The following is a 13,569-nucleotide window of genomic DNA, read 5'->3' on the forward strand; positions in this document are numbered from 1 at the left end:
TCAAATCAGGGACGTTCTTGTGCGTGCATCGGGGTAGATCTTGCCGGAATAACGGGTGTCTCAAGGATCTGCTCATTGAAGACATCAACAATGCCGACATCGCTCAGGCGTGGACCGGCATTGCAAACGAGAGATGCTCCAAAGAGCGCCTTGAAAACAAGGTAGGGTGGCTCCCAGTCGACCAACGTGTCGAGTGACCGGCGCAAAGCGGCAAAGCTTTCGGCCGTTTCTGAGAGTGGCGCCTCACTGACAAGGCCTGCCAGGGGTAGGGCTAGATGCCCAAGCACCTTGCCGTCGGAGACGACACACAACCCGCCATTCGATGAGCGGACCGTGTTTGCGGCCAGCGCCATGTCGACCGGATCGCAACCGAAGACGGTGAGATTGTGGCTGTCATGAGAAACGGTTGTCGCGAATGCGCCGCGCCATGTTCCCCAGTTTTCCAGAAATGCCACACGCACGGGCAGATTTCGACCGTACCGGTTGGCGATAGCCATGCGGATCATGTCATCGGGAAGCGACAATTTCCCTGCCTTTACATCCACCGTTCGAGCTCCCCAAGCCGGAAACCTCGGTTTGGAGAGGGTTGCGATCTCAGCTGTTGATCCCTTGGCGGCAACCTCAAAATCATCGGGCCGCAGTTCACGGACCGCAACTGAGTTCCTGAGCGCGACTGAAGGAGCAGCCGCGAGACAAGGCCTGACCATCTTGCCGCCCTCGGAAACCAGGACACCGTCTGCGACTACCAGACTGGCTTTCACGCGCTCGATGTCGTCGAGGATTGCGATATCGGCACGTTTTCCAGGTGCGACAAGTCCCAGATCTGAACGCCGGATACGCGTCGCTGCGTTGAGTGTCGCCGCGCGGTAAGCCCATGAAGGCGGAAGCCCGTGACCGATCATGCGCCTGACCATATGGTCCAGCCCGCCATGATTGGCCAGGTCATCGGGAAAAACGTCGTCGGTGCAAAAAGTGAGTGTCTGAGGAAGATGACCCAGCTCCAGAATTGCCTCCGTGAATTCCGGCAAGAGATGTTCGTGGGAGCCCCGAAGTTCAACCGTCATACCCGCTTCCAGCCGCGCAATCAGGTCCTTCGCACTTGTCAGCTCATGGTCGCTCTCGACGCCTGCCGCCGCATATGCTGCCAGGGTGCCGTCCTCAAGGCCGCGTGCGTGTCCACAGACCCTCTTTCCGCTTGCCAATCCCGCATTCACGATGCCCTTGACCCTGGGATTGCCACTGAGCAGAGGCTGCATTGTCATCAGCTCCGCAGCGCCGTGGATATCTTCGCGGGTCAACAGTTCCGAGAGCACCTCCGGGCCGAAGTCGCCACCGCACGTCTCGAAACCTGGAGCAGAGGGAACACAGGTTGGCGCAAGTGTCAGAAAGCGAAGCGGTAGGTCCCTGCCTGCCGAAACCGCGTAGTCGACCCCTGCAAGACCACAGGCGTTCGCGAATTCGTGCGGGTCCCAAACCACTGTTGTGACGCCTCGTGGAACCACGGCTGCCGCGTATTGAGCCGGGGTCACCATGGAGCTTTCCACATGCATGTGCGTGTCTATCAGACCCGGGACCGCGAAACGGCCACCGGCATCCAAGAAGGCATGCGCCTCACGCGCCCTGTCCGGAGAATGCACGCTGGCAATGAGCCCCCCTGTCACGCCAATATCCGCGTCACGTTCGCGGCCCGTGACCATGTCCAGCAAACGCGTGTTCGCAATCAGAAGGTCGAAGGGAATATGGCCCTGGGCCGCTCTGACTGCCCGGTCTCTCATTTCCGGCGCGTTAAGGTCGCTATCTTGGGCCATTTAAGGCCTCCCGTTTCAATGCGCTGAGACAGAGTTGCGCCAGATCCGCATTCGCTTCGGTCGCAATTCTCGTTGTGGACGAACTTGTTTCGATGACCTTGGTGGCCCCATAGCTTTCGTCCGTTTCCGTCGACACCTCAATCTTGCAGGACGAAAAGCCGATACTGTCCGGATCCGCCACAGCCAGTGCCGCAAGAGGGTCATAAATCGCCATGCCCGGACGAGCACGCTCCAGCGCGATATCGAGGTAGCCTCCCAGCAGGTCGCGGGTCAACTCATCTGTCTCGGGCATATCTTCCGGTCCGAAAGTCACCTTTCGGCAAAACGTAAGGTCGACGATGTCGACTGCAAGACCGGATGCAAGGACACAATCCAATGCTTCGGCATCGGCCACCGCGTTGAATTCGGCCATGGGCGTATGGTTTCCCGCGCCCGCACTTGCCCCCATCCAGACCAATCGTTCGATCCGGCCTTTCACCTCGGGTGACTGCGTAACGAGCTGCGCAATATTCGTGAGTGGACCGAGAGCCAAAATCCGGCATTTCGCGTCATTGGCAGTCTGAAGCCAATCCCGCATCGCGTCCGGTGCGCCCTTGGGCGGTGCACCGGATCTGGAAACCGGCAACCTGGCTCCCCGGCTCCGCATTCCGGTGGGGCCGAGTATGCGTTCAGCGGTCTCCGGCAGGCGTTTCAGCGGCCGATCAGCGCCTTGCCAGACAGGCCAGTCGAAGCCATAGGCCTCTTTGGCTCCCATGGCATTGGCACAAACCTGGGCGAGCGGGGCGTTGCCCGCGACAAGGGAAACACCGGCGACCTCATGTCCCAGGTGCCGCAGCAGGAGAAGCGCCCAAAGGTCGTCAAACCCGAAATCAGTATCAACCCAAATTGCTGTCACGCTGCCAAATGCCGTGCGGTTGCCTGTGGAAGATCGAATGCGACTTGCTGGCCAAGTAACACCTCAGGGAGATCGATGGAAGCGTCCGCCTTGATCTGACCCAACGGACTGTCGATCACATATTCCCGGTGATCACCTGCGAAACTGCTGGCAATCACCCGGCCAACGTGAGGCCCCTTTCCGACCGCGACACCGCCTGGCCGCCAGGCCAGTAGCGGGACCGCAGCTTCGGTGCCGAAGGGTAACCGGCCGTGATCCGAGACCAGGTCCGCACCCTCCAGGCGGAAGATGTTCTCGAAACCCATGAAATTCGCCGCGAACGCGGTGCTGGGCTCGGCATAGAGTTCCGCTGGCGTCCCCAGTTGCTCTATCTTGCCGTCCTTCATCAGCACCACACGATCGGCCAATGCCAGTGCCTCCGATTGATCATGCGTGACAAAGACCATTGTGATCCCGGTGTCCTTCTGGACCCGCTGCAACTCGTTACGCATCTCAAGTCTCAGGCGTGCGTCCAGGTTGGACAGAGGCTCATCGAGCAGCAGAACTTTCGGTTCCATTACGAGCGACCGGGCCAGCGCCAATCGCTGCTGCTGGCCACCCGACATTTCAGAAGGCTTTCGCGTTTCGAAGCCTGTCAGGCCGACAGTCGCCATGCCGGCTTCGGTCTTGGCACGGACTTGCGCGTCGGGCTGTTTCTGGAGCCGCAACCCGAAAGCAACATTCTCGAAGGCGCTGAGATGAGGAAATAGCGCATAGGACTGGAAAACGAGGCCAATTCCACGCTTGTTCGCAGGTGTCCGGGTTACATCCGCACCGTCGATCATGATTTTTCCGCTTGTCGGAGCGAGGAGCCCTGCAATGGCCCGCATGGTGGTTGTCTTGCCGCATCCCGAAGGACCGAGAAGCGCAATCAGCTCACCCTTTCGGATATCCAGGTTCAGCTCCGGCACCGCGACCGTCTGCCCATATGAAAGCGTTAGACCGGTCAGTGAAACGTATGCGTTAGACATAACGAGAAAACCCCAGGAGTCGTTCGGCGACGAAGACGATGGCAACCGACATGAAGGCCAATAGAGCCGAGAGAGCCGCCACGGAAGGATCGAATGTGATTTCCATGTAGGAAAGCATGTCGATCGGCAGGGTGCGCACCCCCGGCCCGGACAGAAAGAGCGAGGCCGGCACTTCATTGAAGCTGGTCACGAAGCCCAGAATAAAGGCTGCAAGGATACCGCCGCGAATATTCGGCAGAACGACTTTGACAAATGCCTGAAAGCGCGTGCAGCCAAGAATAACAGCCGCTTCTTCCATGTCCGCACGCAGGTTGTTGAGGCTCGACGAGACGACACGAACCGCATAGGGCAGGACCAGCGCGGTGTGCGTCACGAAAAGTGCCATGGTGATTGTCACATCAAGCGGCACGACGAAATAGCGCAAGAGCGCGAGACCCACGATAATCCCCGGAACGATGATGGGTGCGGCAACAATCGTCCGGATGGCCTCGGCTCCGGGCAAGTTGTAGCGATTGAGCGCATAGGCGGCCGGGATGCCGATCAGCAGGGCCGTCAGCGTGCCGAAGATCGCAAGGAACATCGACAATGCAAAGCTGTCTCGGAAGCTCTCCACCGTGAAGACCTTGGCGTACCACTTGAGCGACAGGCCCTGGGGAGGAAAGGTCAGAGTTTCCCCCGCAGAGGCTCCTGCGAAAATGACGATCAGAAAAGGCCCGATCAGGAAAGTGAGCGTTGTGCCCAGGATGAGCCAGATTGTAAGGCGGGACATGGTCTAGCTCCGCACCGAGGCAATACGTTTCAGGACCAGATTGGCCGAAAAACACATGACAATGAGGATCATGGCGATGACGCTTGCCGATACGAAATCATTCGACACGTTGACCTTCTGGTAGAGCAAAGTCTCCAACATCAGGACTTTCGATCCTCCGAGAATGGCAGGGGTGATATAGGCTGTCAGCGCTCCGGTAAAGACAAGTGTGCCTCCGATCACCAGCCCTTCCTTGGTGAGCGGCAGAATGACCCGGAAGAACACCTGGAACCAGCTGGCGCCCAGCACGCGGGCGGCTGGAACCACATCCCGCGGGATGTTCTCCATTGCCGAGACAAGGGATATGATCATGAGCGGCAGGAACAGTTGGAGAAGACCGATGAAAACCGCCGTTTCGGTAAACAGGAGGCGAATGGGCGTTTCCGACAAGCCCAGCCCCACGATCACGTCGTTTACGATGCCGGTACGGCCGAGAATGACAATCCAGGCATAGGTCCTGGCCACGGGCGATATCATCAGCGGCAGCACGACAAGGCCGAAGATGCGGCCGCGCGACGATGCCGGCAAATTCACGATACAAAATGCCGCCGCATAACCGATCACCGCGGAAGTGCCGGCAACGAGTATACCGAGCTTCAGGGTGCGCAAGAAGACGCTCTGGTTCAGGGATTCTGAGAAAAAGTCGACATATCCCTGCAAGCTCCAGACCCCGGGTTCAGCCTGGAATGCCGCCGACAGCAGAATACCTACGGGAACCAGGAACACCAGGAAGGTGAAGAGCGCCGCGGGCAGTGCAAGCGCAAATCCTTCTGAGCGGTTTAAAAACATGAAAAGGCTCCGGCCACAGGGACACGCAAGGGCGACCGGAAAGGCCGCCCTCCAACGTGTGTTATCGGATCACTTCGTTGTTCCACTGTTCGACCCAGGCATCGCGGTTGGCGATGATGACCGCCGGATCCAGAATGTTGAGCGAATTGATGAGCTCCGCACCATAAGTGAGGTTCTCGGCCACCTCGTCGCTCACCTTCACTTCCGTGTTTGCAGGACTGTCGATCAGTGCCTCCGCAATGCGGGTCTGCACTTCGGTTGAAAGCCAATAGTCCATGAGCTTGTAAGCCAGGTCCTCATTGCCGTTGTTTGCGGTCATGATCATGACGTTCATGCCACCTGCCTGGCCTTCCTTCGGTTCCGCCCATGCGAACGGAAGTGGCGAACTCTTGAACCGGCTCCAGGCGAAACGCCCCACAGGCGCTGCAATGACTTCCTCCTGGTTCATGAGCTGAGCGAGCTCGGAGGATCGGGAATAGAAAGTGACGATGTCGTCGGCATGTTTGCCGATCGCCGAAATCGTGCCCGAAAATTCGCCCGGTTTGCCGCCCTCGGCCTTGTTGAGCATCATAAGTGTGAGCGGTCCCTGTGTGCCGGTGATATTCGGCAAAGCGACATTGTCGGCAAGCTTTTCACCCAGCAGATCGTTCCAGCTCTCTATGCTCACCAGATCGCTGCGATAGACGATCGAACTCGCATAGAAGGTGTAGCCAACCGCCATGTTGTCGCCGATCGGATCCTGCGCGGCGGTGTAGAGCTTGTCGAAGCTCTGGAGCCTGGATGTATCGATGGGTTGCAGAAGGTTTTTCCGCGCCAGGCTCAGCGCGTCGTGGGAAGAAATCACGGCCATATCGATGACGGGATCAGCGGCATTTGCCTCGATCTTGGCCATGCGCTCCACCGAGTTGCCGGTCTCGATGACCAGCTCACAGCCGCACATCTCTTCGAATGGATCGTAGAGCGCCTCTTTGTAGGCATCCTGAGCGAAAGAATAGACTGAAATAGTGAGCTTTTCTTGTGCCGCCGCGCCGGTCGCGGTGAGAGCAGCGCTCAGCGCAAGGATTGATATGTACTTGGTCATCGAGGTGGTCTCCTGCTGAAAATGTGGTTCGGGATGGATGTCGATTGCCGCACGACGAGCCGCATTGGCACGGTTTCCCCCTCGTGATCCGGCATGTTGCCGCTGATTTTGGCGGAGATGATATCAATCGCTCTGCTTGCGATTTCGTCGACATTCTGGGCAACTGTCGTAAGTGCCGGATGCATGATCGATGAGAACGACATATCATCGAAACCGGTCAGGCTGACCTGATCGGGAACGGATATTTGCGTGCGCATCAGTTCCGTGCGTACCTGAAGAGCAATCAGGTCGGAAGTGGTCATGATCGCCGTTGCACCCGTCTGAACCATGGCGACCGATTTCTCAACACCTGCATCTCCCCAGAATACGTCGACACCAATGTCGGATGGCAGCGCATCGGTCATGCCGGCAATGCGATCGCGTTGCACTTCCGAGACCTGATCTCCGCCAAGGATCACCACCTTGCGATGTCCGATGTCCAAAATGTGCCGCGCAACCAGGGCACCGCCGCCCGAGTGATCGGCCGAAACCGAATTCCCGGGATCTGAAGCTGTGTTCAGGACAGCGACCGGCACGGGCATAGGATCCGGCGTCGTCCCCTTCTGTGGAACGACGATGAGCCCATCCACACCTCTGTCCAGTAGCCTTCGCAAGGCTTCGCTTTGCTCATCTGCACTGCCGCGCGAATCCGCGATCAGAATTCCGAGTTTTCGTTTGTCCGCTTGAATTGACAGTGTTTGGGCAATGCGCGGAAATAGCGGGTTGGTAAGATCCGGCATCACGAGACCCAGTATGCCGGTCTGCCCGGTCTTGAGTGCACGCGCCGCAATGCTGGGGCGATATCCGAGCTCTTCCGCCCTGGTCTGGATGCGCGTGACCAACTCCTGCGAAACACGCCCCTTGCCGGTCAACGCATTCGAAATTGTTGCGGTCGACACGCCCATGTCGCTTGCGATTTGCTTGATGCTGACCATCGAACCCTCTTGCTTTAACGATTAAGCAATCAAGTTCCATCCAAGTCAACGGCTAAGTTAATCGATTAATCAAAATTTTGACGCAAGAACCCAAAAAGTGCAAATGGGACGATCCCACGCTCGCCTTGCCATTGGCCCATGAACGCAAGTTCCAGGATGTTGCTTGTGATGCGTCACACAATAACGGTGACTACCGGCTCGAGACGCAAGGCAGAACGGATATTTCTGGCAAGCTGTGATGGTGGGACCGTGGAGCCCGTGGAGCCCGTTGAGCCTCTCAAACGGTTCCAAGGGCGACACGCCTGATCGACTTCACCGAGTTAACCGGCGATCAGCCATATGGCTCAGCTGTGACGCCTGAGCGGCCGCAGTCCGGGATCAGCCGTAGCGTTTGTGTCGAAAGGATCTGCGGTACCGAGAGCTTCCAGTTTCTTGACCTCGATCACGGCCTGCGTCCTGCTTGAAACACACAATTTGCGCAGGATTTCCGAGACGTGCGCCTTGACCGTCGTTTCACCGACCTGAAGCTCATAGGCAATCTGCTTGTTGAGCAAGCCGCTGCAGATCATTTGCAATACCCGGATCTGTTGCGGTGTCAGACTGGACAGTCGCGCGATCATTTTCCGGGTCTGATCGTCAATCGGTTCATCATCGGTGTCGTTATAGTTCTCCGGCAAATAAGTGGCACCGTTCATTACCTGTTGTATCGCCTGCGCCAGCGTTGTCTTTTTCGATGACTTTGGAACAAACCCCGCTGCACCATAGGCCATGGCCTGGGCAATGATGGGCGGATCTTCCGCGCCTGAAACCACGACAACCGGAAGCCGCGGATAATGGGTTCTGAGATGCAATAGTCCGTCCATGCCTTTGACACCGGGGATGGACAGGTCAAGAAGTGCGAGGTCAAAACCAGAATCGTGATCCAGGAACTCGCAGGCATCGTCGAGCGACGCTGCATCAAGCGTGTCCGAGTTGGGATAGGCCAGCTCCACGGCACTGTGCAGAGCCTCTCGAAACAAGGGATGATCATCGATGATCAGGAACTTGTTTGCGCCGTCAGTCTCAAGTGACATGATCCTTTTCCTCCCGGCTTCGGACGATGGGTACCGACAGGTTCTTCGCGCGCAATTTCGCGCCAAAGACGGATCACTTCCGGCGGCAAGCCGCCGGAAGTGTCGAACCGTTCCGTCTTAGTTCGACGATGCCAGCTGCTTTGGCAGCTTGAACACCCAGATCGAACCACCCTGGTTCAGGTAGTTCACCTTCTTGGCGACTTCGCCACCCCAGAGCGGCACCGCACCGCCCCAGCCGGAAGCTACGGCGATGTATTGCTCGCCATCCATGTCCCATGTAATCGGCTGGCCAACGATCCCGGACCCCGTCTGGAAAGACCACAGCTCCTTGCCCGTGTCAGCATCAAAGGCCTTGAACTGGCCTTCAGGCATGCCGGTAAAGACCAGCCCGCCGGCCGTGGTCATGACACCGCCCCACAGGGGAGCGTTGTTTTTGTATTCCCACTTGATGTCCCCGGTATTCGGATCGATCGCCTTCAGGGACCCTATGTGATCCTCGAAGATGGGCTTGATGGTAAATCCGGATCCGAGATAGGCCGCACCCTTCTTGTAGGAGATGGGCTCGTTCCAGATATCCATTCCCCACTCGTTCGAAGGCACATAAAAGAGACCCGTATCCGGATTATGCGCCATCGGCATCCAGTTCTTGCCCCCAAGGAACGATGGAACGGCAAAGACCACTTCACCTTTCTTGCCGTCCGCTGCCTTGCTGGGGTCGCCCGGGCGGTTGCCTTCGTTGAACTTCGGACGGCCGTCTTCACCGATACCATCCGCCCAGCTGATCTGACTGACGAACGGCCAGGCATTGACGAAGGCGCCGTCGTCACGGTTCAGGATGTAAAAATATCCGTTCCGGTCCGCGGTCGCATACCGCTTGTTGCCGCTTGCGTCCACGAAGGGGATTACCTCGTTCACACCATCAAAGTCCCAGCCTTCTCGCGGGGTCGTCTGGTAGTGCCACTTGATATCGCCGTTTTCCGGATTGATCCCGATCCGCGAAGCGGCGTAGAGATTGTCTCCTTCCGTTCCGCTCGGGTTGCCTGCAGCACGAAGCCAGCTGTTCCATGGGGCCGGGTTGCCCGCGCCAAAGACCAGCGTGTTGGTGTCCTGATCATAGGTTCCGCCCAGCCACGTGGCGCCGCCACCGGTCTTCCAGAGATCACCTGGCCAGGTCGCATTGAGCGTACCCGTCATTGTGCTGTCTTCACCCTTGAAGGTCCCCATGTGACCTTCGATGACAGGACGGGTCCAGACCAGTTCTCCGGTTTCCGCATCGCGGGCCTGCACTTCTCCGACGATTCCGAATTCACCACCGGAATTACCGGTGACGATCAGACCGTTCACGATCACGGGTGCGGCGGTGTAAGAATAACCAGCCTTGTAATCCGCGATTTTCTTGCGCCAGACCACATCCCCGGTTTTGAGATCGAGCGCCACGATACGCGCGTCGAGTGTCCCGAAATATATCTTGTCACCGTAAATGGCCGCGCCGCGGTTGACCACGTCGCAGCAGGGAAGGATACCCTCTGGAAGGCGGGCATCATACTGCCAGATCTCTTCTCCGGTCTTGACGTCGATCGCATAAAGGCGCGAGTAGGACCCGGTGATATACATCACGCCGTCATAAATCAGAGGTTGTGTTTCCTGACCGCGTTGCTTTTCGCCCCCGAGGGAAAATGCCCACGCCGGAACAACATTTTGGACATTGTCCTTGTTGATGATTTTCAATGGTGAGAACCGCTGCTGGTCCCGCCCCATGCCATTGGTCAGAACACTGTCCGTCGTCGCCTGATCCTTTGCCAGATCCTCTTCAGTGACGTCGGCGTGCGCCCCGGTCATCGCGAGTGCGCTGACCGCTGCCATTGCGAAAAACTTCCTCATCCTGTCTCCTCCCAGGTTAAGTTCGGATAGAGCGACGTGTCCGGCATGCGGATCGCCACACATAGCCGCTTCCTCCCAGATTTGCAGTCTAGAGGAAAGGTTGGCACACGAGAATTGCACCATAGTGCACCTTGGAAATCGCGGAATCCTGCAATTTTGAAAGGGTGCAGTGCAGCAAGTCGAAAATCCCGCTCCGTCCGCAGGCATCGGTGAAATAATGTAAACTTGACTAAACATGACGAGGCGTCACGTTCAGCCAACATCGCGTCAGATCCGACCGAAAGTCGAATTCATTGCTGGTGCGTGCCTGCTAAGCTGACTGAAAACTGTACCGGGAGGAAATCATGCATCGGCTCATGAGACTGGTGGCGGTCAGCCTATCGTGTCTGACGCTCAATTTTGCGGCCCACGCCGAAGAGGCACCCGTGCTCAAGGCAGCAGTGCTGAAGGTCGGCACCGTCAACTGGGAGCTCGACACGATCCAGCACAATGGCCTGGACACCCAGAACGGCTTTCAACTGGAAGTTATGGGTCTGGCAGGAAATCCGGCAACACGCATTGCCTTTCAGGGAGGGGAAGCCGACATCGTCGTCGCTGACTGGCTCTGGGTTGCCAGGCAGCGAGCAGACGGACACGACTATGTCTTTGTACCCTATTCGAAGGCAGTCGGAGGCCTGATGGTTTCCTCAGACAGCGACGCGAAGACCCTGAAAGATCTGGCCGGACAGAAGATCGGCATCGCAGGTGGCCCGGTTGACAAGAGCTGGTTGATCCTGAGGGCCTATGCCGAGCAGGAATATGGAATAGATCTTGCGGCCGAGACCGAGCAGGTTTTCGGTGCACCGCCTCTGATCTTCAAGAATGCGCTTGCAGGTGAAACAGCCGGGGCCATCAATTTCTGGCACTTTGCAGCCAAGATGAAAGCCAAGGGCATGCGCGAGCTGATCTCGGTTTCAGACGCCGCGAAGGCACTCGGGCTCGATCCGGAGACGCCACTGCTCGGCTATGTTTTTCACGGTGACATGCTCAAGGAACATCCAAACCTCGTTCGCGGTTTCATGGCCGCCTCGAGAGGGGCCAAGGATATTCTTGCAAACAACCCGCAGGCTTTTGACCGCATCCGGCCGCTGATGCGTGCAAAAACAGATGCCGACTTCGAGGCGCTGAAAACCGGCTTCATCGCCGGAATTCCAGCTCCGGGGCCCGTTAACGAGGAGCAGGCGGAACGCATGCTCGAGGTGATGGCGCGATTGGGCGGTGAAAAACTTGTCGGGTCAGCAAAAACCTTGCCGGAGGGTGTTTTTGTCATCCCGGAAGGCTGATCCGCGGGTCGCCGGCTCCATAAGAACAAGACTGGTCTCGCTGGGTCTGCTCATCATGGTGTGGTCGGTTTTTGCCGCTGTCCTGGCCGACCCGGAAACACTCCCCTCGCCGCTCGAAATCGGCAGACTCACCTTGAAGGAGCTGTTCTCCGGACCTCTGCTCTACAACCTCGGCATCACTTTGGGCCGGGTCGTGGCGGCCTTCATTCTGGCCATGGCGATTGGAACCGCATTTGGGCTTTTGATGGGCCGGCGCAAGTCCGTGGATACCTGGTTCGACCCCTGGCTGCTGTTTTTCCTGAACCTTCCCGCACTGGTGACGATCGTACTTTGCTATCTCTGGATCGGTCTCACGGAAGTTGCTGCCATAACCGCCGTCGCAATCAACAAGATCCCGATGGTAACAGTGTTGATCCGCGAAGGAGCGCGGACATTCGATCCCGCGCTCGATGACATGTCCCGGATATTCAGGGTTCCCCGACTAACGCGGCTGCGCCATATCATCGTCCCGCAACTGGCGCCGTTTTTTGCTGCCAGTGCACGCACCGGCACTGCCTTGATCTGGAAGATTGTTCTGGTTGTCGAGTTTCTCGGAAGATCCAATGGTGTCGGCTTTCAGATCCATCTCTATTTCCAGCTGTTCGATGTGGCCATGGTACTGACGTATGCCCTGTCGTTCATCGCTGTCATGCTGACAATCGAATTTGCGGTCCTTCAACCCTGGGAGCGCCGTGCAAGCCGGTGGCGCCACGCATGATCGGGATAGACATCAAGGGCAAGTCCTACGGGGATCAGCCCGTTCTGGGCAACGTTCGCCTGGAAATAGCATCCGGCGAGTGTGTCGCAGTGCTGGGGCCTTCAGGAATCGGCAAGACGACGCTGCTCCGGATTGCAGCAGGTCTTGATGCGGACTTCGACGGTCACGTCACACGACCGGAACGCATTTCAATGGTCTTTCAGGAACCGACGCTCCTGCCGTGGAGAACCGCGGGAGACAACATAAGCCTGATCACAGGTGCCTCTGACGCGGCGGTGGAAGAAGCCCTCTTGCGGGTTGGACTGGACGGGAAAGCCGACCGCCTGCCCGACCAGTTGTCTTTGGGCCAAAGACGACGCCTGTCCCTTGCCCGCGCGTTTGCCGCCAAGCCGCAATTCCTCGTCATGGACGAACCTTTCGCCTCCCTGGACAAGGGCCTTGCGAACGACATGATCGCATTGACGCTCGAGCTATTGGCGGATGCTTCCATCGCAACGCTTCTGGTTACCCACTCGGAGCACGAGGCGAGCAGGCTTGCCGGTTCGGTCTACCTGTTGCACGGGCAGCCGGCGAACCTGGCTCAAACAAGGCTTCCTTCCGGTTTGTCCTAGTAGACCCGCTGGAATTTCCATTCATCCGCATCTGGAGTGACGGCCTTCCAGTCATAGCCTTCACGCTTCAGTTCCCTGGCCGTTTCAAAACCCTGTTCCGCCGAACGATCGATAAATCTCCTGCCCAGATCAAGGTCCTGATCGACGCCATAACCACGCAGCAGATCCAGCCCGTAGTTGAACTGTCCGACCGGGTCACCGGCTTCGGCCGCCTTCCTGTCCCAGGCGGCGGCCGCTTCCGGATCCTCCGTTTTGCCGAGCCCGTTCTGATCCATGTAGGCCATCCAGGTCATCGTTCCCGTCCAGCCTTTTTCGGCGCATGCCTGGAAGATCTTGCGCGCGGCTTCATGATCACCCTTCTTGGTCATCAGGTAGCCCTGTGCGCAGACGACCATGTCGACATTGCCGTCCAGCGCTTCGGCAATGGACCGGTTCAGGCTCATTTCGTCGGGGTTGAGGGTTCCACCGGTATCGACCTCTTCGGCCAGCGCTCCTGCACCATGGCCGCCTGCGACAAGCAATATCGTAGCAACAATGCGTTTCATTCCCGGCTCCTGTTT

General features: G+C 57.9%; 13 protein-coding genes. 3 read left to right on the forward strand and 10 right to left on the reverse strand.

Annotated features, from left to right (window positions below; genetic code table 11):
* Positions 1-5: 5 nt before the first annotated feature.
* From ACO6TI_RS29660 to ACO6TI_RS29700, 9 genes are all read right to left on the reverse strand, one after another.
* The gene (locus ACO6TI_RS29660; protein ID WP_422383933.1) at positions 6-1,808 is read right to left on the reverse strand and encodes an adenine deaminase; all 1,803 of its coding nucleotides are present in this window, start codon (positions 1,806-1,808) and stop codon (positions 6-8) included.
* On the reverse strand, positions 1,795-2,703 hold the full coding sequence (locus ACO6TI_RS29665; RefSeq protein WP_422383934.1) for a nucleoside hydrolase: 909 nt from the start codon (positions 2,701-2,703) through the stop codon (positions 1,795-1,797). Before ACO6TI_RS29665 ends, ACO6TI_RS29660 begins: the two co-directional genes overlap by 14 nt.
* A complete protein-coding gene (locus ACO6TI_RS29670) occupies positions 2,700-3,713 on the reverse strand; it encodes an ABC transporter ATP-binding protein (RefSeq protein ID WP_055391704.1) in 1,014 nt (337 codons plus the stop codon). Before ACO6TI_RS29670 ends, ACO6TI_RS29665 begins: the two co-directional genes overlap by 4 nt.
* A complete protein-coding gene (locus ACO6TI_RS29675; RefSeq protein WP_055391706.1) occupies positions 3,706-4,482 on the reverse strand; it encodes an ABC transporter permease in 777 nt (258 codons plus the stop codon). The genes ACO6TI_RS29670 and ACO6TI_RS29675 overlap by 8 nt, the downstream gene beginning before the upstream one ends.
* A 3-nt stretch (positions 4,483-4,485) precedes the next feature.
* Positions 4,486-5,310: an ABC transporter permease gene (locus tag ACO6TI_RS29680; protein ID WP_055391708.1), complete on the reverse strand. Its 825-nt coding sequence runs from the start codon at positions 5,308-5,310 to the stop codon at positions 4,486-4,488.
* Positions 5,311-5,371: 61 nt separating this feature from the next.
* A complete protein-coding gene (locus tag ACO6TI_RS29685; protein WP_104701190.1) occupies positions 5,372-6,391 on the reverse strand; it encodes an extracellular solute-binding protein in 1,020 nt (339 codons plus the stop codon).
* Positions 6,388-7,365, reverse strand: coding sequence for a LacI family DNA-binding transcriptional regulator (locus ACO6TI_RS29690; RefSeq protein ID WP_104701189.1), 978 nt, complete (start codon positions 7,363-7,365; stop codon positions 6,388-6,390). The genes ACO6TI_RS29685 and ACO6TI_RS29690 overlap by 4 nt, the downstream gene beginning before the upstream one ends.
* A 344-nt stretch (positions 7,366-7,709) precedes the next feature.
* Entirely contained in the window at positions 7,710-8,438 is a 729-nt protein-coding gene (locus ACO6TI_RS29695; RefSeq protein ID WP_055391712.1) for a response regulator transcription factor, read from the reverse strand.
* A 117-nt stretch (positions 8,439-8,555) separates the two neighbouring features.
* Entirely contained in the window at positions 8,556-10,319 is a 1,764-nt protein-coding gene (locus tag ACO6TI_RS29700; protein WP_055391732.1) for a PQQ-dependent methanol/ethanol family dehydrogenase, read from the reverse strand.
* Positions 10,320-10,663: 344 nt separating this feature from the next.
* On the opposite strand from ACO6TI_RS29700, the gene ACO6TI_RS29705 reads away from it, so the two are divergent.
* The 3 genes from ACO6TI_RS29705 to ACO6TI_RS29715 are packed head-to-tail and all read left to right on the forward strand — an operon-like array spanning position 10,664 to position 13,009.
* The gene (locus ACO6TI_RS29705; protein ID WP_422383935.1) at positions 10,664-11,641 is read left to right on the forward strand and encodes an ABC transporter substrate-binding protein; all 978 of its coding nucleotides are present in this window, start codon (positions 10,664-10,666) and stop codon (positions 11,639-11,641) included.
* A 55-nt stretch (positions 11,642-11,696) separates the two neighbouring features.
* Positions 11,697-12,398 carry an ABC transporter permease gene (locus ACO6TI_RS29710; RefSeq protein WP_422385345.1) on the forward strand — a complete coding sequence of 234 codons (702 nt, stop codon included), beginning with the start codon at positions 11,697-11,699 and terminating at the stop codon, positions 12,396-12,398.
* On the forward strand, positions 12,395-13,009 hold the full coding sequence (locus ACO6TI_RS29715; protein ID WP_422383936.1) for an ABC transporter ATP-binding protein: 615 nt from the start codon (positions 12,395-12,397) through the stop codon (positions 13,007-13,009). The genes ACO6TI_RS29710 and ACO6TI_RS29715 overlap by 4 nt, the downstream gene beginning before the upstream one ends.
* On the opposite strand, the gene ACO6TI_RS29720 is transcribed toward ACO6TI_RS29715, so the two are convergent.
* A complete protein-coding gene (locus ACO6TI_RS29720; protein ID WP_055391735.1) occupies positions 13,006-13,554 on the reverse strand; it encodes a tetratricopeptide repeat protein in 549 nt (182 codons plus the stop codon). The genes ACO6TI_RS29715 and ACO6TI_RS29720 overlap by 4 nt on opposite strands.
* Positions 13,555-13,569 lie beyond the last annotated feature (15 nt).

This window comes from Roseibium album (genome assembly GCF_965233825.1).
In the GTDB taxonomy this organism is placed as follows: domain Bacteria; phylum Pseudomonadota; class Alphaproteobacteria; order Rhizobiales; family Stappiaceae; genus Roseibium; species Roseibium album.

Excerpts from the sequence above, each read along its gene's own strand:
- ACO6TI_RS29695 (WP_055391712.1), bottom strand. The coding sequence starts at position 8,438 with ATGTCACTTGAGACTGACGGCGCAAACAAGTTCCTGATCATCGATGAT.
- ACO6TI_RS29700 (WP_055391732.1), bottom strand. The coding sequence starts at position 10,319 with ATGAGGAAGTTTTTCGCAATGGCAGCGGTCAGCGCACTCGCGATGACC.
- ACO6TI_RS29675 (WP_055391706.1), bottom strand. The coding sequence starts at position 4,482 with ATGTCCCGCCTTACAATCTGGCTCATCCTGGGCACAACGCTCACTTTC.
- ACO6TI_RS29705 (WP_422383935.1), top strand. The coding sequence starts at position 10,664 with ATGCATCGGCTCATGAGACTGGTGGCGGTCAGCCTATCGTGTCTGACG.
- ACO6TI_RS29720 (WP_055391735.1), bottom strand. The coding sequence starts at position 13,554 with ATGAAACGCATTGTTGCTACGATATTGCTTGTCGCAGGCGGCCATGGT.
- ACO6TI_RS29685 (WP_104701190.1), bottom strand. The coding sequence starts at position 6,391 with ATGACCAAGTACATATCAATCCTTGCGCTGAGCGCTGCTCTCACCGCG.
- ACO6TI_RS29660 (WP_422383933.1), bottom strand. The coding sequence starts at position 1,808 with ATGGCCCAAGATAGCGACCTTAACGCGCCGGAAATGAGAGACCGGGCA.
- ACO6TI_RS29680 (WP_055391708.1), bottom strand. The coding sequence starts at position 5,310 with ATGTTTTTAAACCGCTCAGAAGGATTTGCGCTTGCACTGCCCGCGGCG.
- ACO6TI_RS29670 (WP_055391704.1), bottom strand. The coding sequence starts at position 3,713 with ATGTCTAACGCATACGTTTCACTGACCGGTCTAACGCTTTCATATGGG.
- ACO6TI_RS29710 (WP_422385345.1), top strand. The coding sequence starts at position 11,697 with ATGGTGTGGTCGGTTTTTGCCGCTGTCCTGGCCGACCCGGAAACACTC.
- ACO6TI_RS29690 (WP_104701189.1), bottom strand. The coding sequence starts at position 7,365 with ATGGTCAGCATCAAGCAAATCGCAAGCGACATGGGCGTGTCGACCGCA.
- ACO6TI_RS29715 (WP_422383936.1), top strand. The coding sequence starts at position 12,395 with ATGATCGGGATAGACATCAAGGGCAAGTCCTACGGGGATCAGCCCGTT.